Source organism: Saliphagus sp. GCM10025334, from assembly GCF_042663485.1.
In the GTDB taxonomy this organism is placed as follows: domain Archaea; phylum Halobacteriota; class Halobacteria; order Halobacteriales; family Natrialbaceae; genus Natronosalvus.
Genome location: NZ_JBHTAF010000002.1, coordinates 90,039 through 116,447 on the forward strand (window position 1 = coordinate 90,039; position 26,409 = coordinate 116,447).

A 26,409-nucleotide genomic window follows, 5' to 3' on the forward strand; every position below is an offset into this window, starting at 1 on the left:
ACCGAGAGTAAAGGGTTTTCACCCTCGAGCGGCTATCTCGAGTAATGCTTCGGTGGATCCTCGCGTTGTTGCTCATTCCGTTTCTCGACGCCGTGTTGCTCGCCGTCGTCGTGAGCCAGACGACGTACATCGGCTGGATCGGGATGGTCGCCCTCGTCGTCCTCACCGGCCTGGTCGGCATGTTACTCGTGCGCGCCGAAGGCCGCAGAACGCTCCGGAAGACCCAGCGGTCGCTCGCGGAGGGCAAGCCGCCGACCAACCAGCTCCTCGACGGGGCCCTGTTGATCGCCGCCGGTGCGTTCTTGCTCACCCCTGGGCTGGTGACCGACCTCATCGGCTTCCTGTTCGTGATTCCGTTCACGCGAGTGCCGATTCGCGCCGCACTCAAGCGGTTCGTCATCGTCCCCTACCTCGACAAGAAGAGCGACGGGTTCGCCAGCGGCGTCACCTGGACAGGCGGGTTCCCCGGAGAGGGGTCGACTGGCATCTCGTGGTCCAGCGGTTCTGGGGGGGACGCAGGGGCCGGGACTGGAGCCGGAACCGGCGCTCGCAGCGACGACGCCACGACGGTCGACCTCGACGAAGACGACTACTCGGTCGATACCGGCTCAAGCGGTCGCCACATGGGGTTCGACGACGAGGGAGATAGCCGGGGCGACCACGACGACCCCTCCGCTCGCTAGCGGTTCTCACGGCCCCCAGAGAAAGAAACGTTTAAACGTCCCTCCGCGCAACTCACAGATGCGACGCGGGCCAATAGCTCAATCAGGTTGAGCGCCACTCTGATAAGGTGGAGGCTCTCGGTTCAAATCCGAGTTGGCCCATGTTCTTTCCACGAGCAAATTCGCGAGCGACGAGTACTGGATCCTGCTCGAATTTGAATGACGTGAGTCGCAAGCCCGGGAAGCGAGCGAAACGAGCGACCCGGAGCGTCTCGAGATGGTTCAAATCCGAGGTGGCCCACTCTTCTCAGCGAACAATCTCGTGAGCCGAGAGTACGTGCTGCCGTGAGGGTCTTTCGTAGGCATCAGCGACCGGGTGATAGCCCAGCGAGTGGTTTCCGTCGTTCGCAACTGGGCATTACTCGAGGAGAAGTTTCAGAATTCGTGGCGGAGTCGAAGAATTTACTCTCCCTTCTTCGGTCCCACCCTGCGGGCTGAAGCGGTCGCAGTCGACTCCTCGAGGCGCTGGTGTAACGGAACGCACGGTTACCGGCTCGAGCCGTGAGGGAACGATGAACCCCGTTTTTATCGCACAGCGGTCTGGATAGGAAGATGATTCCGAACCTCCGCGCCTTGTGCACAGTACCGCGTCGTGAAAGCCCCACAAATCGCGCTTCACCGTCTATCGAGGCAACGTTCGATTCACGGCACGGGGGTCGTTTCGAGCGATGAAGCGACTTCTGTTCGCGTTTCTCGTCGCCGTGGTCGTGAGCGGGTTGGTCGTCGGTGCCTCCGGACTGACGCTCGGGAGCGTTCCGCTCGCCGGTCCGGGAGACGGCGAGACGCGACCCGAATCCTCCGCTGGTGGCGATGCAATCGACGTTTTGGAGAACGGTGTCGAACTCGTCGAGTTCGACGAGACGCACTCGAGCGCACGACAGGACGAAGCGACTGCCCAGTCGAAGCGAGAGGCGGCCGAGGAGGGCGCCGAGCGAGGAATTGAACTCGCCCAGACGCAGGGCGTAAACGTCACCCAGGAACACCGGGAGGCCGCGACGTCTGCGGCCATCGAAGCCGCCGAACAGCACCAGAACGCGACCGTCGAGCAAGTTCAGCGCGCCGCAACGGGGGCGGTTCACGGCGCGTTGCTTCAGCACCAGGCGGTCAACGTTACGCAGTTACAGTCGGCCGTGACCGGCAGCGCGGACGGTGCACTGAGCCAGCACCAGTCGGCCAACGTCACGCAGATACAGAACGCGGCTTGGGGTGGCGCTCACGGCGCGCTCGACCAGCACCAGACGGTGACGGTCGAACAGATCCAGTACGCGGCTCGCGGGGCCGCCGCAGGCGCCGCACGAGAGGCTGGCGAGAAGGGAGTCGGTCACGTCGGCGTGATCCAGGAGGCGGCCCAGGGTGCGGCCCACGGGGCGCTCGAGGCCGCGAAGAAGCAGAAGCACCCCTCTCGACAGCACGTCGTCCAGCGCCAGGAGATAACCGTCGAGCAAATTCAACACGCGGCGGCAGGGGCGGCAGCGGGGGTCGTCGACGGGCACCATGAACAGCACGTCAGGGTCGAGCAGCGACAGCACGTGTCGATCAAGCAGATCCAGACGGCTGCGATGGGCGCCGCGAAGGGCGCGCTCGTCCAGAAGCAACGGGTCACCGTCGAGCAGACGCAGGTCGCCGCACGCGGCGCCGCGAAGGGCGTGCTGTCGGTTACGCAAATCCAGAGGGTAGAGATCACGCAGATCCAGGCGGCGGCGACCGGCGCCGCGACGGGCGCGATCTACCAGAGCCAGGAGGCGACGATCGAACAGATCCAGGCGGCGGCGATCGGCGCAGCGAGGGGAACGATCGTCCAGAAACAGGAAATTCACGTGACGCAGGTCCAGTACGCCGCTCGCGGCGCCGCGATGGGCGCCGTCGAATCCGCGATCCAGTACCAGGCCGTCACTGTCACGCAGATCCAGGCCGCGTCGATGGGCGCCGGAAAAGGTGCCGTCGAACAGACGCAGACGGTGCGCGTACAGCAGGTACAGACGATCGCCCGCGGCGCAGCGAAAGGCGTCCTGTCGGTCGCCCAAGAACAGCGCGTGACGATCCTCCAGATACAGAAGGTGGCCGAAGTAACGTGCCAGTCGGTCTCGGAGACGGTTCAGGACCAGCGAGTCACCGTCGAGCAGGTCCAGCGGATCAGCGAACGTACCGCTGCCGACACGACCCAGCAGACGGTCGACGATGACCTCGACCGCGAGGTCGACATCCGCGAGCGTGCGGAGGCGAGCGCGGTCGATAGAACCGCCGAAGAAGAGCCTTCGGAGGGGGAGGCGACGGTGAGCACCGTCGGTCAGACGATCGACGGGGAGACGGTCACGATCGACGACGTGACGCTCTCGGAGGGCGGATTCGTCGCCGTCCACGACGGGAGGTGGCTGGAAGGCGAACGCGCCGACAGCGTAATCGGCGTCTCCGAGTACCTCGAGCCCGGCGAGCACGAATCGGTGACCGTTACCCTGTTCGAGGACGTTCCCGGTGCCGAGTACGAAGTCGACGCACTCGAGCCCGGCGAGCACTCGCTCTTCGCCGTCCCGTATCGCGACGGCGACAACGACCAGGAGTTCGATCGCATCGACACCGACGACGGGGAGGATTCGCCGTACGTCCGGCAGGGCGGCGAACCGGTGGTGGCATCGCTCGAGGCGACGGTCGCCGAAGAACGGTCCGCCGACCTCGAGGTCGCCGACCAGACCGGGGACGGTGAAACGGTGACCGTCGAGCGCGCGACGGCGAACGTCGAGTTCTACGTCGAGGCGAGCGACGGCGATCGGGTCGTCCAGAGCGAGGGATTCGGGGCGAACGAGACCGCCGCCAATTTGACGCTCGACCTGGACCCGCCGCTCGAGGAGGCTACCGACCTCGAGGTGACGATCCGCGCCGTCGAGGACGGTGAGGGACTCGAGTCGGCGGAGCTCGAGTACGACGTCGACGCCGCCGGTGCCGACGAACCAGCGGACGAACCGGCGGAGGCGACGGCGAGCCTGAACGTTTCGGACCAGGCCGGCGACGGCGAGACGCTGTCCGTCGACCGGGCGACAGCGGACGAGGAGTTCGCGGTCGAAGCGCGCTACGACGGCGAGGTGGTGCGAACCGACGCTATCGACGCGGACGAAGTGGTCGAGAACCTGACCCTCGAACTCGATCCGACCCTCGAAGAGGACGCGAACGTCGAGATCGCCGTCGTCACGACCGAAGACGACGAGGACCTGGCTGTCGAAGCGATCGAGTACGCCGTCGATACGGAACCGGTCGAGCCGACGGCCGATCTCGAGGTGACGGACCAGACCGGCGACGGGAGGACCCTCGCCGTCGAAAACGCCACCGCGACTGTCGACTTCGTCGTCGAGGCTCGTTACGACGATGAGGCGGTGCAAAGCGAATCGTTCGACGCGGACGAGGTCGTCGAGAACCTGACGCTCGAACTCGATCCGCCCCTCGAGGAGACCAGCGACGTCGAGGTCGCCGTCAGAGCCGACGACGACGATTCGGAACTGGCGGTTCAGACGATCGAGTACGCCGTCGAGGCCCCGGTGGCGTTCCTCGATTGTACCACGCTCGAGGTCCGGGACGCGGCCGAAATCGATCGCCTCTCGCTACGCGTCTCGTACCTGGAGGGGCTGGCGGGTAACGAGACGGAACTCGAGGAGGAAGTGCTCGCGGAGACGGTCGACGCCCCGATCGAAGACGGGACCGTCCTCTCGACGGCCGATCTGTACCCCTTCAGCGAGTTCACCCACTACGTCGAATTCGCGTCCCTCTCCGAAGCCGACGACAAAAACGTCGTCGAGAATCCGCACCCGGCGACCGTCGAGGACTGTCAGGAACTCGGCTTCGGCGAGCGCCCGACCGCCGACGTCGCGTTCGGCGACCAGGAGACCGACGGGACGAGCGCGACCGTCGACGCCGTTTCCCTCTCGGAAGGCGGCTTCGTCGCCCTCTACGAGGCGGGAGCGCCGGTCGAGAACGAGACCGTCCTCGGCGTCTCCGAGTACCTCGAGCCCGGCGAGCACGAGAACGTCACCGTCGACCTCGCGGAATCGATCGACGAGGACCGAACGCTCGTCGCGATCGTCCACCGCGATCTGACCGACGACGGCCAGTTTACGTTCGAGAGCGTCGACGAAATCGGCGTCCACGACGGCCCCTACCTCGACGAGGACGGCGACCCCGTCGCCGACGAGGCCGAACTCACCCTCTCGGCCGAGTTCGCCGTCTCTATCGTCGACGCGCCCGAAACCGTCGAACCCGACCAGCCAATCGAACTATCCGTCGAGGTGGAGAACCGCGGCGCCGGATCCGGCGAGGCGCCCGTGGTGATCGACGTCGGCGCGCAGGAGGCGGTCGTCGAAGAGTCCGTCACGCTTTCACCCGGCGAGACGACGACGCTCACGGTGGCCGTCGACCCGCCGACCGACGCCGTCGGCGAACTCGAGGTGACAGTTCGCGTCGACGACCCAGACGTGGCCGCGCCCGAGGAGGGAAGCGATTCGGTGACCGTCACCGTCGAGGAGGCCGGCGAACCGGCGTTCGAGGTGACGGCCCTCGACGCACCCGAAACCGTCGAGGCGGGCGAGTCTATCGAGGTCGCCGCGGAGGTGACGAACGTCGGTGAGGCTCCCGGTGAAGCCGAAGTGGTGTTCGACATCGACGGCTTCGACGCCGCTACCGATTTCGTCTCGCTCTCTCCCGACGAAACGGCGACGCTCGTCGTCACCGTCGAGACCGGCCCGGGCGACGTGGGCGACCTCGAGATCGGGGTTCGCACGGTCGACGACCGGACGTCGACGACTGTCGAGGTGATCGAGTCTTCGGATGAGGACGACCAGCAGGACGCTCGAGCGGGACCGACGGCTGGGACGGATCCGGCAGTCTCGGCGTCCGCGTACGTACCGAGCGATCTGATCTCGGTCGATCGGGTGGACTCGTAGCCGCCCGAAACCACCGGTCGTAGCGCTCGAAGGGCGTCAAAACTCGATCGCTCTCGTGATTTTACCGGGTTGTGCAGAAACAGCGACCGTCGCGTCCGCTTACGGTGCGCCCGTAACGACCATCAGCGAGTCGTCCGCCGTAAACCGCAGTTCGCGCGTCGTCTCCGGGTCGACGCGAACGGCGTCACCGGACGCGAGGTCGACCTGGTCGCCGTCGATTTGGATGGTCGCCTCGCCCTCGAGCAACAGGTACACTTCCTCCTGGCCGTCGTCTTCGTGGTCGTGTTCCAGGCCGTCCCAGCCCTCGTCGGCTTCGATGACGGTTAGCCCGTGCGTCTCGCAGTCGAGCGCGTCCCGAAGGAAGGACATACCCGGCGCGCGCGGTTCGACATCCTCGTACGAGGTTGCGTCGTACCCCATAGAGATTCCTCGCACTCGTCGCCTAAGAAACCACGCGAAGCGGAACGTGACCGCCGACAAGCGTTATTCTGGGGAAGGAGCGACGAACTGCCCGTCGTCGTCGAACTCGAGCGGCGCCGGTTCCGAAATTATTTGGAGATCCTCGCGTTCCCGCGCAACTTCGACGAGTGGACTCGAGGCGTAACACCGCTTCAGGCGCATCGTGTCCGTCACTCTGAGAACGCGAGCGTCTTCACCTGGAACGGGGCCGATGGTACCGAGGGCGGCCACGAGTCCCGCGCGGTCGGTTTCGACCACCGGCGGGAGACGGACCCCGCGCACCGTGCTCGCGGTGATGGCGTTGATGAGGGATTTCGGCCAGTCGAGTTCGGCGAGTATGTCGCGGTGGGCGACGTCCGCCTGGCCCATCCCCATCGCGTTCCCCTTCGTCTTCGCGGTGAGGCCACGAGCGAAGACGCGCTTGATCTCGGGCGAGTCCGGTTCGGGTTCGTTGATCGTGAAGTGGCGTCGACCCGTGACGTTAGGGTCCATCCCCTGGCCGCTGACGTCCTTGCCGAGCCGATCGACGACGAGGACGTCCAGGTCGTCGAACGGCAGCGTCGGCATGCGCTCGCGGGCGAGGTCGAGGAGGTCGGCCTCTCGAGTCAGAAATCCCTCCGGTGGGACGCCCTCGACGAGTGTGGTGTCGTCGTGCTGGTCCTCGACGACCGCGATGCCGCCAGCGACCGGCAGCGTCCGGAGCAACTGATCGGCGATCTCGGGAATCATATTGCTGAGGCTCCACTCGACCGCCCAGTCGTGGGCGAGTTTCGCGCCGCGCTGTTTCCCCATCCCGATGACGAGCATCTTCGAGAGACCGCTCTCGACGTCGCCGCTGAATCCGGTGTGGGGCTTGATTCGGTTTACCGGCACGATGGCGTCCGCCTCGACCGCGTACGCGTCGGTGTAGACGGGAACCCCGCGCTCCGGCGTCTCGCCGACCTGGACGACGTCCATGGTCGCCCGGATCGCACAGCCGATCGACGCCTCGGTGACGCCGAGGGTCTCGAGTTTGTCGCGCTGGCCGGAAGCGGTCGCCCCTCCGTGGCTCCCCATCGCGGGAACGACGAAGGGCTCGTACCCGCGGTCGCGGAGGCCGTCGACGGCACCGCGAACGATCTCGGGGAGGTTGTCGATGCCGCGGCTGCCGACGCCGACGGCTACCTCGCCGCCCGCGGGGACATTCGCGAACTCGAGGGCAGCTACCGCCTCGGCTGCCTCGGCCGCAACGTCTTCGGGCGGGATCGGGTCGGTCTCCCACCGCTGTTCGATGACGCCCATCCGCGGAAGTACGACGTCTCCGCAGGCGTCCCGGACGGTCGACTCGCCAATCGCGAGTTCGTCGATCATGGGCGCGTAGACGGCGGTGGGCGTCAAAAGCGTGTGGGCGAGGTGATCGCCGCTTTCTCAGGGCTTTTTTCACCTCGACGCGAACGACCGGTGCATGACTGACTCGTTCGACGACGTCGACCTCGAGTTCGTTCCGCTCGGTCGAACCGGCATTCAGACCAGCGAACTCCAGTTCGGGACCTGGCGTTTCGGCCGCACGACGGAGGAGGGGAACCTCGAGATTACCGAAGAACGCGCCCACGAATTGCTCGACGCCTACGCCGAGGCCGGCGGTCGGTACATCGACACGGCCGACGTCTACGGCGGCGGCGACAGCGAGCGCTGGATCGGCGACTGGCTCGCCGACCGCGACCGCGAGCGCTACACCATCGCCTCGAAGATTTACTGGCAGATCCGCGACGGCGACCCGAACAGCAAGGGGACGAACCGGAAGACCGTCCGAAACCGCATCGACGCCCTCCTGAATCGTCTCGACACCGACTACGTCGACGTCCTCTACATCCACCGGTGGGACGACGCGACCTCGACCCGCGAGCTGATGAAGACGCTGAACGGGCTCGTCGAGGACGGGAAGGTCCACTACCTCGGCGCGTCGACCATGCGACCGAACGCCTGGAAGGTCGCTCGTGCGAACGCCATCGCCGACGCCCAAGGCTGGGAGCCCTTCACCGTCCTCCAGCCACGGTACAACCTCGTCGACCGGGAAATCGAGGGCGACTACCTCGAGTTCGCCCGCCAGCGCGACCTCGCGGTCTGTCCGTGGAGTCCGCTCGGACAGGGCTTCCTGACCGGGAAGTACTCCCGAGAGGAGGACGTCCCGGAGGACTCGAAGTCCGCCGAATCGAGCCGGTTCAGGGAGAATTACCTCACCGAGGAGAACTTCGACCTGCACGACGAACTCGACGCAGTCGCCGAGGAGGTCGACGCGTCGCCGGCCCAGGTCGCGCTGGCGTGGCTCTCCCACCGCGACGGCGTCAGCGCACCCATCGTCGGCGCCCGGACGGTCGAACAACTCGAGGAGAACCTCGCGGCCGCGGCAGTCGACCTCTCCGACGAACAGGTCGAGCGCCTGACGACCGCGAAGGCGGGTCCCTACGACGGACTGTAGCGACCTCGAGGGCGCTCGCCGACTCGAGTTCGAGTACCGATTCTTCGTCCTTCAGTGTGAATAGTTCGACTTTACCGGAGAGGTCGGCTACCGAGGGTCCGCGAAGGGAGCAAACGGTGGTGCGGGAAGAGCAACCCAAAGACGAACGTGAACGTGGACGCAGACACGAACGCGGACACGGATACGAACTCGAGGCGGGCGACGGATTCATACTGTCGTGTCCCCTCAAAGACGACAAAATGATGCTGCCGACCCACGCGTTCGCGGGAATGGTGATTGCCCTCCCGTACGCACTCGCGTTCCCCGAATTCGGCCCTGTGGCCCTGCTCGCCGGCTTTCTCGGCGGCGTCGTTCCGGACCTGGATCTGTACGCTGGTCACCGGAAGACGCTGCACTACCCGGTGTACTACTCGGGGGTCGCCACGCTCGTCGTCCCGATCGCCCTCCTGCAGCCGACCCTCCCCGCGGTCGTCGCCGCGTGGTTCCTGATCGGTGCCGCCCTCCACAGCGTCGGCGACGTCTTCGGCGGCGGGCTGGAGCTTCGACCGTGGGAAGCCACCTCGAACCGGGCCGTCTACGACCACCACAACCGCCGATGGATCGCCCCCCGGCGCTGGGTGCGCTACGACGGAGCGCCGGAGGACCTGGCGCTGTCGATCACCCTCGCCGTGCCGCTGGTGGTCGCTCTCGAGGGCGCGCTCGAGTGGCTCGTGGTCGCGTTCCTGGCTATCGCGGTCACGTACGCGACCGTTCGACGGATCCTGCCCGCAGTCGCCAGCCGACTGATCGGCGACCTCGTGGTCCCGAACGTCTCGAGTCGCGTCCTGGCGTACGTTCCAACTCGTTATCTGGATACCAACGCGGAACGCGGTTCAACCCGGTCTCGGTAGCCTTGAGTATGCGAGCGACGGTTTCACTATAGAATATATAGCAGTGGCGACCAAAGAATCATATCAACTCGGCGTCAGTCACCAGCAAGGCGTTCGCGATGACTGGATGGATGACAGTTGCACTCGTTTCGTTCCAGGTCGGGATTCTCGCCATCTTACTGGAGGCGCTTCGTCGCCGAGACGCCGCCGCTGCCACGAACGCGCTCGTGTCGTTTGCCGTCACGCTGCTTCCGGCAGCCGTCGAGTACGTCGCGGAGGCCGGATTCGACGGATCCATCGCGTTCGGAACGGACCTGCCACTCTGGATCGCCGTCGCGGGATTCTTACACGCCGTCGGGATGCTGGGTCCGTACGATTCGGTCTGGTGGTGGGATCACCTCACTCACCTGGTGTCCGCCGCCCTCGTCGCAGCGCTGGTCTACGCCGGGTTCCTGGTGCTGACCCCTGCGCTCGGGTGGTGGCGAATCGGGGTCCTGACCATCGGTGTCACGTTCGTCGTCGGCGTGGTGTGGGAACTGCTCGAGATCCTCGCGCGTCGGGTGGGAATTCGGTACGACGTCGAACCCGTCCTCGTCCACTACGGCTGGCGCGACACGGCGTTCGACCTCGTCTTCGACGTGCTCGGGGCGCTCCTGGTCGTGCTCTTCGATCTGCGACTGTTCGTTCCGGTCGCCGACCGGTCGCTCGAGTCCCGGGGCGTGACGGTGCTAGGAGTCAGCGTACTGGTCTTCGCCGTCGCGTTCGTCGTTCTCGGCCTCGACGCCCGGAGCAGGGAGTCGTGATCGGACGCCCGAAGGTCCGTCTACCGTGCTCGAAACGGTCGAATCCTCCCTCCCCCCCCCTCCCCTACCCTACCGTTAGCACGTGAGCAGTCGGAATCGGCTGGGAGCGTGCCGGCAACCCCATCCGTCAGAGCGATGAGTCGGAGCTGTCCCGGCTATCCCGTCAGTCAGAGCGACAAGTCGGTCGTTGAACGTCGTTCGTCGCTCCTCGAGACCGCGTCCGTCCGATCGCCGGGCGTCTCGCCTCGCTGCTCGGAGACGACGAACCGGACCTCGACGACGACCGACTCGCCCGTGTGCGCTGCGATTCCCTCCTGGATCCGCTCGGTCAGTGCCGGTAACTGGCCGGGGTCGTCTCCAGAGACGGTGACGACGACCTGGTCGACCGACCGGACGGGATAGTCGTCGTCGAGCGTCACCTCGACCGACTCGACCTCGAGACCGTCGAATCGCGGTTGCTCGAGTGCGGCGTCGACCTCGTCGGTCGCGCTCGACCGCAGTTCTGTCGTGTGAAAGTCGAGCAGAGTAATGCTCACGAGGGGGGCGGCCAGCACGAGCAACGCGACCCCGAAAACCGCCGCATACGTGTAGGTTGGTCGTCGAGTCGGCGACACCTCGAACAGCCCCTGCGGGCGGTAGCCGGCGATCCACAGCGTGGTCAGCGCGGCAAGATTGATCGAGAGCACGTTGACGGTCACGAGCACGGCGGCACCGAGTGCCGCGCCGTACATTCCCCAGGCGACGGTGATCCCGACTGCGGCCGCCGGCGGGATGAGCGCGGCAGCGATCATCACGCCGACGATAGCCTCCGAAAAGCCCCGCGTGAGACTCAGGATGCCGGCGACGCCGGCCCCCAGCGCGACGGCGAGCGAGAGCAGGTTCGGGGACACCCGCTCTTGCAGTTCGGCGACCACGACGATGTCGACGCCTGCGGGCTCGAGACCGGCGAACCGAGCGAGCGTCGCGAGGCCGACTGACGCGGCGACGACGATAGCGACGCCGACGACCTGGTAACGAAACCCCGTCGACGTGAGTTCGCCGTCGCCGGTGACGATGCCGACGTTCGCAGCCAGCGCGGGGCCGATTAGCGGCGCGATGACCATCGATCCCACGACGACTGCCGGCGAGTCCGCCAGGAGGCCGGCGGTCGCGACGACGGCACTGATCAGCAACATCACCACGTAGATCGAAAACGACGGCGTGAGTTCGTCGGCCCTGGTTCGGAGCACCTGTCTCGATGTTCGCTCCCCTTTCGTGCCGCCGTGGCTGTACTGGTCCAGCAGGGCGTCGAAACTCCGTGAGATGACGGTCTCGGCGTTGATCACGACGACGCGTGCCTCGTCGTCTACGCCAGCCCGATTCAATCGGTCGAGAAGCGGTTCGACGGCTCGCGTCGGAAGCGGAAACCGGACGACGGCCGCGTACCCTCGCCCGCTCGTTTCGTCGCCGACGACGTAGTCGATTCCCTCGTCCTCCAGGATGTCGAGTACGGCCTGGCGACGGCCCTCCGGAATGGCGATTTCGAGGTACCGCATGGAGACTCCGACCACGGACAGTGACGTATAGGCCACCCGGGGTCGAGACGGGAAGAACAGCCGCCGGGTAGGCAGCGAGTTAGACCGATTCGAGGGATGACGAAACGAAAATCGCGACTTTCGGGGTGCACCTCGAGATGCTCAAGACCTGGCGAGATTGGATCGAGCACACCTGCGGGTTTTCGACGTTGGGCAAGGCCACGAGTGATCGACGGAGCGAGACGAAGACGTGGCGTCTCGGGATCCGTTATCGTATTGAGTCCTGCAGAGGTGATAACGGACGAGACGGGATTCGTCAACGGCCTCGCGTCGCTCGGCACGTTGACGGGTGAGACGGGATTCGAACCACGCGAACGGCTCGCGTTGCTCGCCGTTCTCTACTTCGAACCCGCTGTGCCGTTTTCACTGCTCGCTGACGCTCGCAGGAAAACGGGCGAGACGGGATTCGAACCCGCGATCAGAAGGTTAGGAACCTCCTGCCCTCTCCGCTAGGCCACTCGCCCCGAGAAAAATGTTAGTTGGCTTCCGTTTCCGTTTCCGTCTCGGTTTCCGTCTCCTCGTCTTCAGCCGTAACGGGCTCCGTGTCGACGAACTCCTCTTCCTCGTCGTCGTAGTTCCCCGTCTCGCGCATCTCCTCGAGTTCTTTCTCGACCTTTTCCTGACCCTTCTTGAACTCCCCCATGGCCTCTCCGGTCGACCGTGCCAGTTTGGGGATCTTGTTCGCCCCAAAGAGCAAAATGGCGATGAAGAGGATGATCAGGAGTTCCGGACCCCCGGGGACGCCGGGGATGACAAGCGGTGCGATTTCGGCTACCATCTCTGTCCGCAGATTACCCGCTGGCAATTATAACCTTTTTGGACCGGCAAGTGAAGCCACAGGAAGCTACAAAAGGGCTCGAGAGGCGCTGTGCGTCCAATTCAGTGGGTGCAGGTAGGACATCTCTACTGTTGACTCGCCCGTAGTTGGTATGACCGGTTAATTCCGTCACTTTGGCTCCAGCGGCGACCGTCGGTCCGGCCGAACGATTCTCACCGCAATCGGGACCACCCATGTGGGAGCGGCGTAACGTGCCGACGCTCGCGACGACCACGAGTTAGCGACGACCACGAGTCGACCCGTAGACGCCGCCGGCGGAGGGCTTTTTTGCTTGCCCGACGACAGCTAGGCTATGAGCGACAGCGAACGCGTCGAGACTCCCTCCGCCGGCCGCGTCTACGAGCCCGACGCAGACCACCACTTCCCCGACCAAAAACTGAACGCAGTGCTCGAGTTCGTCGAGGCCGACGAGGAGATCCAGACTTACCTCGAGGCCCAGAACGTCAACGCAGTCGATCGCAAGCGGTACAACGACCACGGGTCGAAACACATCGAGATCGTTCGCCACCGGGCGCTGTGTCTCTACGACCTGCTGAAAGCGGGCGACGTCGACTTCAACGGGGCCAGACAGCAGGGCCTCGAGGAAGCCGACGAGGCGGTGATCATCGCGCTGGCGGCCACGCTCCACGACGTCGGCCACATCGTCCACCGCGACCAGCACGCTTACTACTCGATCCCGCTTGCTGCCGACATTCTCGACCGAATCTTGCCGGAGTTCTACGACGTCGCCGACCGCGTCCGCGTGAAGGGCGAGGTCTTGCACGCGATTCTCTGTCACCACACGGCCGAAAAGCCCCTGACGACCGAAGCGGGCGTCATCCGGGTGTCGGACGCCCTCGACATGGAACGGGGTCGCTCACGGATTCCGTACGAACAGGGTGGTCGTGGGATCAACACGCTCTCGAGCCAGGCGATCAGCCGCGTCTCGCTTCACGAGGGCGAATCCAGCCCCGTGATGGTCGAGATCGCGATGACCAACGCCGCCGGCGTCTACCAGGTCGACAACCTGCTAAAGGCCAAACTCAAAGGATCTGGGCTCGAGGACGATATTCGAATCGTCGCCGTCAACACGAACGAGAACCGCGAACAGCTCGTCGAACGTATCGAACTGTGAGACAACCCGCTGCGAAGCGGGATAGCCCGGAAACGTACTGATCGTCCAGGGTGCCGTTTCGCAGGAGATTGCTCGAGGCCTCGAACTACCGTCTTCGCCGACGAGCCAGTTCGATCAGTCGTCGAGGCTTGTTGTCCTGGACGTGGCCGGCCTCAGCCTCGTTTCTGACAGGCGATGGGTTGGTGGCCTCTCCGGCCAGTATCGACGGTCGTCGAGATGGCACGACGGGGTGTAATTGCTTCGAGAACAGGAGCCTTCAGCAGACGCGATATCGACCGTCGAGGCGTTCGACGTGGCCGCGCTCCCTGAGCGTTCCGAGGATCGAGAGCGCGGCGCCTTTCTCGACGTCGAGTTCCGTGCAGAGGTCGTCGACGGACGTTCCCTCCCAGACGGCGAGCGAGAGGTAGATGAGTTTCGCCTGTGCCGATTCGATATCCGGTGGTACCGCCACCGGGGACTGCTGTCGAACGTCGGTTTGCATACTACAGGCTCGAGTGTTCGACGATATTAAAACCTCGTATCGACAATTGACGTAACTTATCGGAGCGAACTCAGAGCCCTTTTTGGTACCGCCGCCCCGGTGTCCGGTATGACAGTCAAGCTCATCGCGCTGGGGCTGCTGACGGGATTCCTGACCGGAGCGTTCTTCGCGCTGGTCGACGTGCCGATCCCGGCCCCGCCCGAACTCCCCGGGCTACTGGGCATCGTGGGAATCTACCTCGGCTACAAGTTCGTGGAGACGGCCGGACTCGGCGCAACCGTGCTCGAAACGCTCGGATTGTAGGCGCTTCAGGGTTCGAGTCCGTGCTCGCACCGACGTGTGAGCGGTGGGTCTGGATGCTGTCGGACGCCTCGTCACCGACCGCGAGCGGAGCGGACGCAGTTCTCGCGAGTGGTCGACGTCCGGCCCGTTACGGCGCCGCCTCGAGTCCCGACGCGATTTCGGCCGCGCGGGCACGAAGCCCTTCGGCGTCGATACCGACCGCTTCCCCGTCTCGTAACCGGACCTCCCCGTCGACCATCGTAAACGTCACGTCGTCACCGTGGGCGGCGAACACGAGGTGCGAGAGCACGTCGTGAATCGGCGTGGCTCGTGTGCGGTCCGTCCGCAGGCCGATTACGTCTGCTTTCCATCCCTCGCGGAGTTTCCCGACGCGGTCGAAACCCGCGGCCGTCGCGCCGTTGACCGTCGCCATCTCGAAGACCGTCTCCGCGGGGAGTGCTCGTGGCTCGAGGGCCTCGACCTTCTGGAGCAGGGACGCCTGTCGCATCTCGGTGAACGGATCGAGCGTGTTGTTACACGGTGGCCCGTCGTTGCCAAGCGCGACGTTGATCCCGCGCTCGAGGTAGTCGGTGATGGGTGCGATGCCGCTCGCCAGCTTCATGTTCGACGACGGGCAGTAGGTGACGTTGGTCCCCGTCTCGGCTAGCACCTCGCGTTCGGATTCGTCGGTCCAGACGCAGTGGGCCAGGACGACGTCCTCGCCGGTGATGCCGACCTCGTCCAGCCAGTGGACGTTTCGCAACCCGGTCCGCTCCTCGACCGCGGCGATTTCGCCACGGTTCTCGCTCGCGTGGGTGTGGATGCGAACGCCGTCGTAGCTGTCGGCCAGCCGTCTCGCCCCTCGCAGACACTCCTCGGTGCAGCTCACGGCGAATCGGGGGGTGACCGCGTACTGGATTCGGCCACCGTCGACCCCGTGGTAGCGCCGGATGAGGCGTTCGCTCTCGGCTAACGCCTCGTCGGTGTCCTCGAGTAGGCCGGACGGGGACTCGGTATCCATCATGACCTTGCCGAGGCACGCTCGGATGCCCATGTCGCGCGCGGCCTCGAAGGCCTCCTCGGCGTGGCGGACCGAGAGATGGTCGATGCAGGTCGTTGTCCCGCTCTCGAGCATTTCGAGGTAGCCGAGTTCGGCGGCGACGCGCATCGCCTCCGGGTCCAGTTCGGCTTCCATGGGAAGAACGTACTCGTAGAGCCACTCCAGCAGTTCCGTGTCGTCCGCGATGCCACGGCCGAGGCTCTGGACGGAGTGGACGTGCGCACCGACGGTCCCCGGAGCCACGATGTCACAGGCGTGGCGCTCGTGGTCGGGGTACAGTTCGAGACACTCGGTTCGAGGGCCGACGGCGACGATTCGATCGCCCTCGACGACGACGGCTCCGTCCTGGATGACCGTCTCGGCGTCGACGACGACCGTTCCCGCGATCAACATACCGACACCGGGTAGCGTCGCCGCCGCCTTAGCTATGGCGTTCTCTCTCGAGGATCGACGATGGAACCTAGGGTGGGCAAAGGTGACGTCTGCGAGGAGTACACGAATTGCGACGAAAGGCGACCCGTCTCGAGGGACTCTCGAATCATTCGACCCGAAAACATTGGCACAGTCGGAAAAGCTCGACTGCTCGAGGAATTTTCACTCCCCTGGGCATCGTAGAATTCCTCGAGTAATGATAGGTTTTGGCGATTCTGCTGAATACAGGGCGCGAATGTTGCACGGGCTGAGGAAGGATCAACGCGGAAGGTTGAACGCTCAGTATAGGTGACTTATGTATCACTACTCGGTGGCCAAGAATCACAGTCAGGCGTGAAGCTTGTTACCGAAGAATCAACTTCAATTTTGAGTCGCACGGAGTAGCACGTTGACTCATCGTCAGCTGGAATTTCATGTTCATTCCACGATGTCTGGCCATCAACTCTTGTATAGATCATCCAGCCACCAGTTGTACCGTCCCATTTATTGTTCTCAAGAATCGCACTATCGATGCTGCCATAGTTGTCGTCATCTTCAGGTGCTGATACCGCTTCGAGTTCGTGGGTGGATCCATAGATGAGATCGGAATCCCGTTCGACGACTACGTGGATTATATGCGATGTATCGTCACTGTTTTCGACAGTAATCTGTCCGAGCTCGGAATCTGATTCGGTGCTTGAGAGGGCTGAACAGCCAGAAATGAGCGGAAAAGCAATCCCCATCCCTACCGAAATAATCTGACGTCGGGTACATGTGTTGGAGACCATGCTCTAATTATTCACTACTCTACAATAATCATTGTCACGTCTATCGATACGTATGCACGTGTAGTGAGCGGATGGCTCATCGGTTCTGACGTGGAACAAACAAAATCGTCGTGCTGAACTCATCCTCTGTATTCAGCAGACAACTCTTGTTATCTACTGAAGATTACAACAAAACGTACTAACCGCGTTTCAGATACCTCATAATCGGGTTCTCTATCCGGAAGAGTGGGTATGGTCTCTGCTCCGAAAGCCGATTATGAAGATAGTCTAGGAAAGGTTGCACGATGAGGATCTTCCTCGAGCATATGGCTTGTGCCCCAATCGTCGAGTAGGAGGCTTCTCAAGGGGATTAGGATACTTTCGCGTGTGTCTCGATGAGTTCCAGACTGATGGGCGAACGAGGTCCGTTTCGTAATCGGTGCTCGCTGCGTAGATGCAGGACTCGAAACGCCAAACGTGCACAATCGGTTCGAGACGCGCTCTCGAGTGCGTTTCCCTTCTCAAAAAGTGTCTCAACCAGTTTGGACATTCGAGCGTCGTCTAGTACCCAAAATCGATAGCAGAGGACCGATTATGAACTTTTGAATCGTGTACTGGACGACCCTACGTTCGACTCGAGCGGGTGAGTAAGATCCCTGTAGAGAAGGCTCTAAACCAGCGAATTCATTTTCGTAAAACTGGCTTGAGGCTCTCTTCGTAGCGTTTCTCTTCCTGGTGACCGCCAACCCGGAAAACGCAAGACGGAAACCGACTATGAATTTTTGAGAGGTGATTTCTCCCTCTTTTCGGGTTACTCTCTTTGTCCTGCTCACGCCTCCCTCTGTCCTGGAACCCATCTCGAGCGATATACGCCCTACTCTAACATCTTTTCCTAGATTCGTCCATAGGCCACCTCTACACACATCTTCCGGACAGCTGTCGTGGTTATGACCATCGAGTGTTCTGGCCCATACGATCATAGAAGCGCTCATCCCTCTGTGAATTCCTCCATTCGCACCTGACCGACAGCGACCCGAACCCCGCCGACGCACTGGCGACGGTGGGAGCCGATATCGCGGCCCCCGGACCGTGATAGAAGTGCTACGTCATCTACCAGTCGAATCTCCGGCTTCGATGAACTCCGCAGAAGCTCGTACAAACCACGCGCTGCTTACCGCTATTGGGCGGACATATCTTCTCAAATGCTAAGAATTTCAACAGGTCGTCCCTCACCGTTCACGCCGGTAAGGGCGCCGTGTGTCGTCGAGATGGCCTACACGACTACCGACTCGAACCCGCAGCCGTGATCACTCGAGGTCGAAGCGGTCGAGATGCATCACTTTGCCCCACGTATCGACGAAGTCGTGCACGAACTTCTCCTCACCGTCGTCGGACCCATAGACGTCCGCGATGGCTCGAAGCCGGGCGTTCGATCCGAAGATCAGGTCCACACGGGTCCCCGCCCACTCGACGTCGCCCGTCTCGCGGTCGCGCAACTCGTAGATGTCGTGGCCCTCCGAGGGTGCTTCCCACTCCACAACGTCCTGGGAGTCCGCGTCCGAGACGGCTTCCCACTCGTAGTCCATGGAGAGGACGGTGTCGAAGAAGTCGTTGGTCAACGTCTCCGGCCGGTCGGTGAAGACGCCGAGGTCGGAATTCTTGTAGTTCGCGCCCAGCGCGCGCATGCCGCCGACTAACACCGTCATCTCGGGTGCCGTTAGGTCCAGGAGGTCGGCCTTGTCGACCAGCAACTCCTCCGCCGACCGATCGTGGCCCTCGCCGAGGTAGTTGCGGAACCCGTCGGCCTCCGGCTCGAGCGCCTCGAAGGACTCGACGTCGGTCTGTTCCTGCGTGGCGTCGGTACGGCCCGGTTCGAACGGCACGTCCACGTTATAGCCGGCCTTGGCTGCGGCCTGCTCGACGGCCGCGTTGCCGCCCAGCACGATCAGGTCGGCGAGCGAGACGCGCACGTCGTCGGTTCGCGAGCCGTTGAACTCCTCGCGGATCTCCTCGAGCGTCGCGAGCACCGTTTCCAGCTCCTCGGGCTCGTTGACCTCCCAGCTCCGCTGGGGCTCGAGGCGGATGCGAGCGCCGTTGACGCCACCGCGCTTGTCGCTGTCGCGGTACGTCGACGCCGCTGCCCAGGCGGTTTTGGCAAGCTGAGAAACCGAGAGGTCCGACGCGAGGATCGTCTCCTTGAGATCGTCGACCGCCGCCTCGCCGATCAGGTCGTGGTCGACGTCGGGGACGGGGTCCTGCCACAGCATCTCCTCGTCGGGAACCTCCGGACCGAGGAACCGCACCGGCGGGCCCATGTCGCGGTGGATCAGCTTGTACCACGCCTTCGCGAAGGCGTCCTGGAACTCTGCTGGGTTCTCACGGAAGCGCTCGAGGATCTCCCGGTAGTCGGGATCCCGCTTCAGGGCGACGTCCGTCGTCAGCATCATCACGTCCTCTTTCTCCGACGGATCTTCGGCGCCCGGCGCGGTGCCGTCGAGTTCGCCGTTCTTCGCGGTCCACTGCCACGCACCGCCGGGGCCCGTCTCGGGCTCCCACTCGTAGTCGAGCAGGTTGTCGATGTACCCCATGTCCCACTGGGTCGGCGTGGCGTTCCACGGGCCCTCGATTCCGCTGGTGATCGTGTCGGTCCCCTTCCCGGAGCCGTGGCTGCTCTCCCAGCCCAGCCCCTGCTGATCGATGGGGGCCGCCTCGGGCTCGGGGCCGATGTGTTCGTTGGGGTCGTCGGCGCCGTGGACCTTCCCGAAGGTGTGCCCCCCGGCGATGAGCGCGGCCGTCTCCTCGTCGTTCATCGCCATTCGACCGAAGGACTCTCGAATCCGTTCTGCCGACTTCTCCGGCTCCGGCTCGCCGTCTGGTCCCTCCGGATTCACGTAGATGAGCCCCATCACGGTGGCGGCGAGAGGCTCAGCGAGTTCGTCGTCGTCGCTGAAGCGCTCGGACGCTTCCCACTCGGTTTCGGGCCCCCACTCGACGGCCTCGTCGGGTTCGTAGGCGTCCTCGCGTCCGCCGGCGAAGCCAAACGTCTCGAAGCCCATCGACTCGAGGGCGACGTTCCCGGCCAGGACGATCAGGTCGGCCCACGAGAGCTTCTCGCCGTACTTCTGTTTGACCGGCCAGAGCAGTCGGCGGGCTTTGTCAAGGTTCGCGTTGTCGGGCCAGCTGTTGAGCGGGGCGAACCGTTGCGTGCCGCCCGAGGCGCCGCCGCGACCGTCGCTGGTACGGTACGTGCCGGCGCTGTGCCAGGCCATCCGGATGAAGAGCGGACCGTAGTGGCCGTAGTCGGCCGGCCACCAGTCCTCCGACGTCGTCATCACGTCCTCGAGGTCCGCCTTCACGGCCTCGAGGTCGAGTTCCTGGAACGCCTCGGCGTAGTCGAACTCCTCGCCCATCGGACCGACGTCGCGGGCGTTCTGGTCGAGAATCTTCAGGTTCAACTGGTTCGGCCACCAGTCTTGGTTGGACCTCGTCATCACCCGGTAATTGCTACTTTCGCCTAATAAGATTGTCTAAACCGATAAGGAACTCTTCGTTGCAGCCAAAGCAATATTCCGAATTTGTAAATCCGCCGTCGGCGATTGATTCGCGCTGTGCGTCCACTACAGCCATCGAGATCCGGTAGTAATCGCGGGTTACCAGGCCCGGTCGTGTCCTGGCTGAGCCCGTAAGGAAGAATTGTATCTCAACCCGCGCCCAGAAGTCGACAACGCCGAACGAGACGGGAGCCCTTTTGATGGTTCCCCGAGGAGAATCACCGACGTGGTGTCTTCGGGGGCCGACGATAGCGACGACGTGCTCGAGTCCGACTCGTCGACGAGCGACGGTGAAGCGGCCGCACACGAGGCCAGGGCTGGTTCCCGATCCGGCGAGGTCGAGGTCGAAGCTCGAAAAGGGATCGACATGACGACCGGGTCGATACCACCGAAGCTCGCGCGACTCGCCTGGCCGCTGGTCCTCGGCAACCTCCTGCAGACCGTCTACAACCTCGCGGACATGTTCTGGGTCGGGCGTGTCAGTTCGGAGGCGGTAGCGGCCGTCTCGCTGATGTTCCCGCTCTCGTGGATGTTCGTCTCGACGGCGATGGGACTGACGGCGGCGACCATCGCCCTCGTCTCCCAGCACGTCGGCGCCGGCGACCAGCGCGCGGCCGACCGGGTCGTCGGCCAAACTATCCTCCTTGCGGTGGTCGTCTCCGGCCTCCTGGCGACGCTCGGCCTGACGTTCCGGCGACCGTTACTCCAGCTCATCGGCGCGCGCGATCAGGTATTCGTCGAGGCACTGGCGTACATCGAAGTGATCTTCCTCGCCCTGCCGCTGACGTTCCTCTTCTTCGCCTTCCGGTCGTCCCTCCAGGGCGCCGGCGACACGAAGACGGCGATGTGGCTGGTCCTGATATCGGCCGGGCTGAACGTCGTGCTCGATCCGTTTCTCATCCTGGGCTGGGGGCCGTTCCCCGAGTGGGGGACACGCGGGGCGGCCGTCGCGACCTTCCTCTCGCGAGCCGTCGCCGGGGTCGCCGGAATCGCTATTCTCCTCGACGGTCGTTACGGGGTTCGACTCCGGCTTCGAGACCTCACGCCGAACCTCACGATCCAGCGCCGGCTAATCGACGTCGGCTACCCGGCCACGTTCGACGGCTGGGCGCGAAGCTTCGCATCGGTCGCGATGGCCGCGTTCGTAGCCCGCTTCGGCGCGACGCCGACCGCCGCCTACGGGATCGTCGTCCGCCTCATGTCCGTAACGTGGTCCGTCGCGGGCGCCGTCGGCGACGCGACCGCGACCGGCGTCGGTCAGAACCTCGGCGCGCGGACGCCCGATCGGGCGGCAACCGTCGCGAAGACGGCGACGGCGGGAACGATCGGATTCATCTTCGTGGTCGCCGCTATCGTCTTCGCCTTCCCCGCCCAGGCGATGGGCATCTTCGTCAAGGATCCCGACGTGATCGCCGAAGGGATCGTCTTCATCCGGATCAACGCCCCCTTCTGGGGGGTTTTCGCCGGTGTGATGGTCATCCAGGGCGCGTTCCGTGGCGCCGGAAACACGCGCGAGGCGATGGCGCTCTCGATGCTCTCGCGGTGGGTCTTTCGCGTCCCCGTCGCACTCGTGCTCGCGTTCGTCTGGACGGTGACGGTTCCCGGCCTCGGCATCACGGTCTCGGGGCTCGAGTGGGGCGTCGACGGCATCTGGTGGGCGTTCTCCGTCGGCATGGGTGCCACGTTCGTCGTCGCCGTGGTCTGGTTCCGGCTCGGGACCTGGCGCGAGGCGATCGTCGAGGACGACGCGAGTGGGCCTCGAGCGCCGAGGAGCGGAGCGGACGCGACAGACGTCGACCGGGATTCTGACGCACCAGCCGAGTAGCGCTCGAGGCGTTCGTGGCGAACAGTAACCGCCGCACCGGCGACGCTCGAGCGCAGAACGCGTGCAAGCAAACCCGTTATCGACGGTGCCGTGGTGCGTCCGGCTATAGATATGGCTCTCGACGTTCGCCGAAGGATATCGACGGGAAAGGACGTCGTCGCGGGCATCCAGCAGAAGAACGTGACGTTCATGGCGGCGAGCATCGCCTACCAGGCGTTCATTTCGCTGATTCCGCTGCTCGTCCTCGTGTTCTTCCTCGTCTCGATCGCCGGTGACGAACAACTCGCAGAACAGGTCGCCGCGACGACCGAAGGCGTCCTCCCGGAGAGTGGCCAGATGCTGCTCGAGGAGGCGATCGCCGGCTCCGCAGAGAGCACGGGCGCGTCGATCATCGGCCTCGTGACGCTGGTGTGGGGTTCGTTGAAGATCTTCCGCGGCCTCGACACCGCGTTCTCTGAGATCTACGAGTCGGCCGCGGAGAACAGTTTTTTCGAGCAACTCCGCGACGCGTTCGTCGTCTTCGCCGCGATTGGGCTCGCACTGCTCGCCGCTGTGGTCGCAACGGCGGTCTTCGCGTACCTCCCCGACAGTCCGCTGCTCGGGATCGCGAACCCGCTCATGCTCGTCGTCGGGTTCACGCTCGCCTTCCTCCCGATGTACTACTTCTTCCCCGACGTCGACGTCGGCGTCCGCGAGATTCTCCCGGGGGTCGTCGTCGCCGCAGTCGGCTGGGCGGCGCTCCAGGCGCTGTTCCAGGTGTACGTCGCCCTCACGAGCAGCACCGACTCCGCTGGGGCGATCGGTGCCATCCTCCTGTTGTTGACCTGGCTGTACTTCGGTGGCCTGGTGTTGCTCGTCGGCGCGGTTGTCAACGCGACGACAGCGGGGCGGCTCACCCTCGAGGACGAAGACGACCTCGATCGAGCACCCTCCAGACAGGCCACCCACGAACGGGAACTCGAGCAACTCGAACAGCAACGAAACCGACTCGTACGTGAGCGCGATCACCTTCGATCGACCCTGCGCGCCCAGCGATCACGTCGGAGCGGCCTCGAGACCCGTGTCGATCGGCTCGCGTCGACGGTCGACCGACTCGAGCGTGAGAACGAGGAACTCCGGCGTGAACTCGAGCACCGGGAGGAGCCGCCCTGGCGACAGGTGCTGATAGCGGCGCTGGAACGGGTCGAGACACTGAAGGTGGGTACCGTCCGTCGATCACGCGACTCCTGAGTCCCTCCTGGGGACGAGGTAATCGCGGCAAAGATGATGCAGTAGGGATGATCGCGGTCCCCCGCCCGCGATCGGACAATCTCGGACGAGAGGTCACAGTCGGATGGTGATCGAACTCCGCATCGGCGACCGCGACCTCGGTACGTTCGAGGCGGAACTGGGTCCTCGAGGTCGGGAAGGCCGTTCCCAGATCGGGCTGCTGTCGCCAACTGGCTCTCGAACCGCGCCGAGACGGACGCCTGCCCTTCCCCGGGTCGCACCCGCTCGCCATTGCGAGCGCATGCTTCCGGCCGACGTGTGCTTCCGGCCAGCACGCGTTTCTGACCGTCGTGACCTGTCGAAGATCGCTCGAGCGAGATTCAGACTATAGAAGGTATAGTATGTCTCGTTACAAGTAATTTCGAGAGTGACACCGCTCGAGGCCGTCATTCCCGCTCGAGCGTGACCACTAGCGCGTTGTCGTCGTCGAGTTCGAAATCGGTGTCGAACGGGTCGGAGCGCTCGCGCATGGTGTCTCGCGCCCAGTCGGCGGCGTCGTCGCTCGCGTGGTGCACCCGGCAGTCGTCGATTTCGATGGGGACCAGTCGGACCGCCTCGAGTTCGCCCGCCTCGAGGACGAGTTCGAAGCAGTAGCTGCGGTCGTTTCGCAGTTCCTCCTTGATCACGTAGTCGTCGACGAAGTCGCCCGTGTCGTGGAGGATGACGCCGTCGTGGTAGGTCTCGACGCCCTGGAAGACGTGGGCGCTGTGGCCGTGGACAACGTCGGCGCCCGAATCGATCAGGTAGCGGGCAAACTTTCGATACGTCGATTTGGGGTACTCGACCCAGTTCGGTCCCCAGTGAACCGAGACGACGACGAGGTCGGGGCCTGGATCGAACGCCCTCGCCTGCGAGAGCGCCTTCCGCAGCCGAACCTGGGTCCGAGCTTCCGTCGGGTCGCACTTCAGGTAGGCCGTCCCTGGTCGGTCGTCGGTGACACCGTAGGACTGGAAGTGGTCGGCGATGGAGACGACCGCGAGGTCGATCCCGTCGACCGAGACGCGCGTCGGTGCGTAGGCATCGTCAGGCGTCGCACCCGCGCCGGCGTGGGCGATCCCCTCCTCGTCCAGCGCCTCGAGCGTGTCGAGCAGCGCCGTCGGACCGTAATCGAGCAGGTGGTTGTTCGCGAGCGAGAGCGCGTCGAATCCGGCCCGCGAGAGCGCCGGCGCCGCCCACGAGGGATCTGCTCGGAAGTAGAACTCCCGGTCGGGGAACCGCTGGCCACGAGTCGAGAGACAGCACTCGAGGTTCCCCACCAGGCCGTCGAGCGACTCGAGGTACGGGAGGACGGGTTCCCAGGGGTCGGACGGACCGCCGTCGACGTGCTCGGCCTCGACGCCTCGTGCTAGCATGACGTCGCCGACGAAGCCGATGCGGGTTCGCTTCTGGCCCGCCTCCTCGCCACGCGACGCGTCCTCGTTCGTCCGTCGCGCTCCATCCCCGTCCGAACGGTCGAGGACCGACGCGCACCCCGAGAGCATCACTGCACCGCCGCTTGCGAGAACCGCTCGTCGGCGCGTCACCCGTCGCTCCGTCATTGCTCGACCTACCGAGCAAACTGACAAAAACCTTCAGCCTCGAGCACGGTTGCGTGCAGTTCGAACGCTCGTTCATAATATTGAAGACGGGTCGGTTGGAACGTTGCCCCGTATGGGTTCCCCGATTTTTCGAGTGATCGAACGGTTCGGGACGGGAGTCGGGACCGGATCGCTGGTCCTCGCCGGCCTCTACCAGGGGGCGGACATCCAGACGGTCACCGTCGAGTTACTGTTAGTGACCGTTCAGGTCGTCTACCTCGAGGCCTTGCCTGCCGTCGCCCTCTTCACGGCGTTCCTCCTCGCGACGGGCGCACTATTGCTCCGGGAAGTGTGGGCCTCGAACGACGACGACCCGCGAATTACCGACGGGCCGCCACTCGAGGCCATCGTGCCCGTCTACGGGGACGCGGAGACGCTCCCGATCAGCGTCGAGAGTCTGGTCGAGAGCGAGTACGAAAACCTGGCCGTGACGGTCGTCGTCGAACCGAACGACGAGCCCACCGTATCGGTGGCCCGGCGGCTGGCCGCCCGTCACGACCGCGTTCGGTGTCGCGTCAACGGCCGGCCCGGCTCGAAGGCGGGCGCGATCAATTGGACGGTCGCCGAGAGCGACGCCGACCACTTCGCGGTCTTCGACGCCGACGAATGGGTCGATCCGGCGTTTCTATCGCGGGCGATGGCCGAACTCGAGGGAGAGGGCGAAGGCAAGGACGAAGCTGACGGCGGCGACGCAGACGTATTCCAGGGCCGTCGCGTCCCGCGAGCGACCGGCCCCGTCGAGACGCTGGCGTACTGCGAGCGCGTCCTCTTTCACTCGAGCTACAAGCTCGTCGAACTGTTCGGCTTCGCGAACTGCCGAAGTTCCTCGACCGTCTTCACCCGCGAGGCCCTCGAGCGCGTCGGGGGGTTCGACGACGTGCTCACCGAGGACCTGGCGTTCGCCCACGACTGCTACCGGGCGGGCTGTTCGGTCACACAGGCACGCCAGTGGACGAACACGATGGAAGCACCTCACACGCTCCGGGACCTGTGGGGCCAACGGAAGCGCTGGCGCATCGGCCAGGTCGAGGTGCTCCACCGGACGCTTCGTGAGGCCCTCACGGAGGGGATCGATCGGCGCGGCCTAGTTTCAATCGGGCGCCTGTCGTCCGCCCTGCTGGGCACCCTCGCCGTCCTCTTGCTGGCCGGCAAAATCGCCCTCTTGCTCATGCTCGACACCGAATCGGCCCTGCTCGTGCCCGTGGCCTGCCTCCTAGCGCTGATCGGCGGCGTCGCACTCAGAGACGTTCAGGACGGGCGCATCGACGGACTCCACTGGAGCGCCTGTTTCGTCATCTTCGTCGTGCCCGCCTTCGGCGTCCTGACGCTCAAGGCCGTCCTCGAGTACGTGATCAGCTGGAACGGCGAGTGGTACCGGGTGACGAAAGCAGGAGCGTAAACGGCTGCGGTCGGCCACGGCGGTG

19 protein-coding genes and 2 tRNA genes are annotated in these 26,409 nt (G+C 64.4%); 11 read left to right on the forward strand and 10 right to left on the reverse strand.

Translation table 11 applies throughout. The features are described 5' to 3' along the window. The first annotated feature begins 44 nt into the window (after positions 1 to 44). From ACFQO4_RS08790 to ACFQO4_RS08800, 3 genes are all read left to right on the forward strand, one after another. A complete protein-coding gene (locus ACFQO4_RS08790; protein WP_500260567.1) occupies positions 45 to 683 on the forward strand; it encodes an FxsA family protein in 639 nt (212 codons plus the stop codon). A 67-nt stretch (positions 684 to 750) separates the two neighbouring features. Beyond that, a tRNA-Ile gene (locus ACFQO4_RS08795) sits at positions 751 to 824 on the forward strand. 566 nt (positions 825 to 1,390) lie between these two features. Beyond that, complete coding sequence (locus ACFQO4_RS08800; RefSeq protein WP_500260568.1) at positions 1,391 to 5,647, forward strand: DUF7282 domain-containing protein; 4,257 nt, start codon at positions 1,391 to 1,393, stop codon at positions 5,645 to 5,647. Positions 5,648 to 5,746: 99 nt separating this feature from the next. Here the strand turns inward: ACFQO4_RS08800 and ACFQO4_RS08805 are convergent, their stop codons facing one another. After that, entirely contained in the window at positions 5,747 to 6,067 is a 321-nt protein-coding gene (locus ACFQO4_RS08805) for a cupin domain-containing protein (RefSeq protein WP_500260569.1), read from the reverse strand. 63 nt (positions 6,068 to 6,130) lie between these two features. Next, positions 6,131 to 7,456, reverse strand: coding sequence for a nickel pincer cofactor-dependent isomerase, group 22 (locus tag ACFQO4_RS08810; RefSeq protein ID WP_500260570.1), 1,326 nt, complete (start codon positions 7,454 to 7,456; stop codon positions 6,131 to 6,133). Positions 7,457 to 7,550: 94 nt separating this feature from the next. Here ACFQO4_RS08810 and ACFQO4_RS08815 point away from each other — a divergent pair, with 94 nt between their 5' ends. The 3 genes from ACFQO4_RS08815 to ACFQO4_RS08825 all read left to right on the forward strand — a co-directional run bounded on the left by ACFQO4_RS08815 (position 7,551) and on the right by ACFQO4_RS08825 (position 10,236). Beyond that, the gene (locus tag ACFQO4_RS08815; RefSeq protein WP_500260571.1) at positions 7,551 to 8,564 is read left to right on the forward strand and encodes an aldo/keto reductase; all 1,014 of its coding nucleotides are present in this window, start codon (positions 7,551 to 7,553) and stop codon (positions 8,562 to 8,564) included. Between the two features lie 239 nt (positions 8,565 to 8,803). Beyond that, entirely contained in the window at positions 8,804 to 9,454 is a 651-nt protein-coding gene (locus ACFQO4_RS08820; protein WP_500261165.1) for a metal-dependent hydrolase, read from the forward strand. Between the two features lie 110 nt (positions 9,455 to 9,564). After that, complete coding sequence (locus tag ACFQO4_RS08825; RefSeq protein WP_500260572.1) at positions 9,565 to 10,236, forward strand: DUF2238 domain-containing protein; 672 nt, start codon at positions 9,565 to 9,567, stop codon at positions 10,234 to 10,236. Between the two features lie 167 nt (positions 10,237 to 10,403). Here the strand turns inward: ACFQO4_RS08825 and ACFQO4_RS08830 are convergent, their stop codons facing one another. From ACFQO4_RS08830 to tatA, 3 genes are all read right to left on the reverse strand, one after another. Continuing rightward, positions 10,404 to 11,771: a TIGR00341 family protein gene (locus ACFQO4_RS08830; RefSeq protein WP_500260573.1), complete on the reverse strand. Its 1,368-nt coding sequence runs from the start codon at positions 11,769 to 11,771 to the stop codon at positions 10,404 to 10,406. Positions 11,772 to 12,201: 430 nt separating this feature from the next. Continuing rightward, positions 12,202 to 12,274: transfer RNA gene (locus ACFQO4_RS08835), tRNA-Arg, on the reverse strand. 11 nt (positions 12,275 to 12,285) lie between these two features. Beyond that, positions 12,286 to 12,588 carry a twin-arginine translocase TatA/TatE family subunit gene (tatA, locus tag ACFQO4_RS08840; protein WP_500260574.1) on the reverse strand — a complete coding sequence of 101 codons (303 nt, stop codon included), beginning with the start codon at positions 12,586 to 12,588 and terminating at the stop codon, positions 12,286 to 12,288. Positions 12,589 to 12,940: 352 nt separating this feature from the next. Between tatA and ACFQO4_RS08845 the strand changes: the two genes are divergently transcribed. Next, positions 12,941 to 13,762, forward strand: coding sequence for an HD domain-containing protein (locus ACFQO4_RS08845; protein WP_500260575.1), 822 nt, complete (start codon positions 12,941 to 12,943; stop codon positions 13,760 to 13,762). A gap of 256 nt (positions 13,763 to 14,018) precedes the next feature. On the opposite strand, the gene ACFQO4_RS08850 is transcribed toward ACFQO4_RS08845, so the two are convergent. After that, a complete protein-coding gene (locus ACFQO4_RS08850) occupies positions 14,019 to 14,243 on the reverse strand; it encodes a MarR family transcriptional regulator (protein ID WP_312909723.1) in 225 nt (74 codons plus the stop codon). 108 nt (positions 14,244 to 14,351) lie between these two features. Between ACFQO4_RS08850 and ACFQO4_RS08855 the strand changes: the two genes are divergently transcribed. After that, a complete protein-coding gene (locus tag ACFQO4_RS08855; RefSeq protein WP_254158290.1) occupies positions 14,352 to 14,546 on the forward strand; it encodes a XapX domain-containing protein in 195 nt (64 codons plus the stop codon). Between the two features lie 127 nt (positions 14,547 to 14,673). Here the strand turns inward: ACFQO4_RS08855 and ACFQO4_RS08860 are convergent, their stop codons facing one another. The 3 genes from ACFQO4_RS08860 to katG all read right to left on the reverse strand — a co-directional run bounded on the left by ACFQO4_RS08860 (position 14,674) and on the right by katG (position 20,254). Next, positions 14,674 to 15,978: a 5'-deoxyadenosine deaminase gene (locus tag ACFQO4_RS08860; protein ID WP_500260576.1), complete on the reverse strand. Its 1,305-nt coding sequence runs from the start codon at positions 15,976 to 15,978 to the stop codon at positions 14,674 to 14,676. A 332-nt stretch (positions 15,979 to 16,310) separates the two neighbouring features. Further along, entirely contained in the window at positions 16,311 to 16,784 is a 474-nt protein-coding gene (locus ACFQO4_RS08865; RefSeq protein ID WP_500260577.1) for a hypothetical protein, read from the reverse strand. A gap of 1,286 nt (positions 16,785 to 18,070) precedes the next feature. After that, complete coding sequence (gene katG / locus ACFQO4_RS08870) at positions 18,071 to 20,254, reverse strand: catalase/peroxidase HPI (protein ID WP_500260578.1); 2,184 nt, start codon at positions 20,252 to 20,254, stop codon at positions 18,071 to 18,073. Between the two features lie 427 nt (positions 20,255 to 20,681). Between katG and ACFQO4_RS08875 the strand changes: the two genes are divergently transcribed. Beyond that, positions 20,682 to 22,139 (forward strand): MATE family efflux transporter, encoded by a 1,458-nt coding sequence (locus ACFQO4_RS08875; RefSeq protein ID WP_500261166.1) that lies wholly within the window; start codon positions 20,682 to 20,684, stop codon positions 22,137 to 22,139. A 111-nt stretch (positions 22,140 to 22,250) separates the two neighbouring features. Next, the gene (locus ACFQO4_RS08880) at positions 22,251 to 23,369 is read left to right on the forward strand and encodes a YihY/virulence factor BrkB family protein (protein ID WP_500260579.1); all 1,119 of its coding nucleotides are present in this window, start codon (positions 22,251 to 22,253) and stop codon (positions 23,367 to 23,369) included. A gap of 425 nt (positions 23,370 to 23,794) precedes the next feature. On the opposite strand, the gene ACFQO4_RS08885 is transcribed toward ACFQO4_RS08880, so the two are convergent. Then, the gene (locus ACFQO4_RS08885; RefSeq protein ID WP_500260580.1) at positions 23,795 to 24,946 is read right to left on the reverse strand and encodes a CapA family protein; all 1,152 of its coding nucleotides are present in this window, start codon (positions 24,944 to 24,946) and stop codon (positions 23,795 to 23,797) included. A gap of 112 nt (positions 24,947 to 25,058) precedes the next feature. Between ACFQO4_RS08885 and ACFQO4_RS08890 the strand changes: the two genes are divergently transcribed. After that, the gene (locus ACFQO4_RS08890) at positions 25,059 to 26,384 is read left to right on the forward strand and encodes a glycosyltransferase family 2 protein (RefSeq protein WP_500260581.1); all 1,326 of its coding nucleotides are present in this window, start codon (positions 25,059 to 25,061) and stop codon (positions 26,382 to 26,384) included. Positions 26,385 to 26,409 lie beyond the last annotated feature (25 nt).

Coding starts and splice junctions, on each gene's coding strand:
- ACFQO4_RS08790 (WP_500260567.1), top strand. CDS start 45: ATGCTTCGGTGGATCCTCGCGTTGTTGCTCATTCCGTTTCTCGACGCC.
- ACFQO4_RS08800 (WP_500260568.1), top strand. CDS start 1,391: ATGAAGCGACTTCTGTTCGCGTTTCTCGTCGCCGTGGTCGTGAGCGGG.
- ACFQO4_RS08805 (WP_500260569.1), bottom strand. CDS start 6,067: ATGGGGTACGACGCAACCTCGTACGAGGATGTCGAACCGCGCGCGCCG.
- ACFQO4_RS08810 (WP_500260570.1), bottom strand. CDS start 7,456: ATGATCGACGAACTCGCGATTGGCGAGTCGACCGTCCGGGACGCCTGC.
- ACFQO4_RS08815 (WP_500260571.1), top strand. CDS start 7,551: ATGACTGACTCGTTCGACGACGTCGACCTCGAGTTCGTTCCGCTCGGT.
- ACFQO4_RS08820 (WP_500261165.1), top strand. CDS start 8,804: ATGATGCTGCCGACCCACGCGTTCGCGGGAATGGTGATTGCCCTCCCG.
- ACFQO4_RS08825 (WP_500260572.1), top strand. CDS start 9,565: ATGACAGTTGCACTCGTTTCGTTCCAGGTCGGGATTCTCGCCATCTTA.
- ACFQO4_RS08830 (WP_500260573.1), bottom strand. CDS start 11,771: ATGCGGTACCTCGAAATCGCCATTCCGGAGGGCCGTCGCCAGGCCGTA.
- tatA (WP_500260574.1), bottom strand. CDS start 12,588: ATGGTAGCCGAAATCGCACCGCTTGTCATCCCCGGCGTCCCCGGGGGT.
- ACFQO4_RS08845 (WP_500260575.1), top strand. CDS start 12,941: ATGAGCGACAGCGAACGCGTCGAGACTCCCTCCGCCGGCCGCGTCTAC.
- ACFQO4_RS08850 (WP_312909723.1), bottom strand. CDS start 14,243: ATGCAAACCGACGTTCGACAGCAGTCCCCGGTGGCGGTACCACCGGAT.
- ACFQO4_RS08855 (WP_254158290.1), top strand. CDS start 14,352: ATGACAGTCAAGCTCATCGCGCTGGGGCTGCTGACGGGATTCCTGACC.
- ACFQO4_RS08860 (WP_500260576.1), bottom strand. CDS start 15,978: ATGTTGATCGCGGGAACGGTCGTCGTCGACGCCGAGACGGTCATCCAG.
- ACFQO4_RS08865 (WP_500260577.1), bottom strand. CDS start 16,784: ATGGTCTCCAACACATGTACCCGACGTCAGATTATTTCGGTAGGGATG.
- katG (WP_500260578.1), bottom strand. CDS start 20,254: ATGACGAGGTCCAACCAAGACTGGTGGCCGAACCAGTTGAACCTGAAG.
- ACFQO4_RS08875 (WP_500261166.1), top strand. CDS start 20,682: ATGACGACCGGGTCGATACCACCGAAGCTCGCGCGACTCGCCTGGCCG.
- ACFQO4_RS08880 (WP_500260579.1), top strand. CDS start 22,251: ATGGCTCTCGACGTTCGCCGAAGGATATCGACGGGAAAGGACGTCGTC.
- ACFQO4_RS08885 (WP_500260580.1), bottom strand. CDS start 24,946: ATGACGGAGCGACGGGTGACGCGCCGACGAGCGGTTCTCGCAAGCGGC.
- ACFQO4_RS08890 (WP_500260581.1), top strand. CDS start 25,059: ATGGGTTCCCCGATTTTTCGAGTGATCGAACGGTTCGGGACGGGAGTC.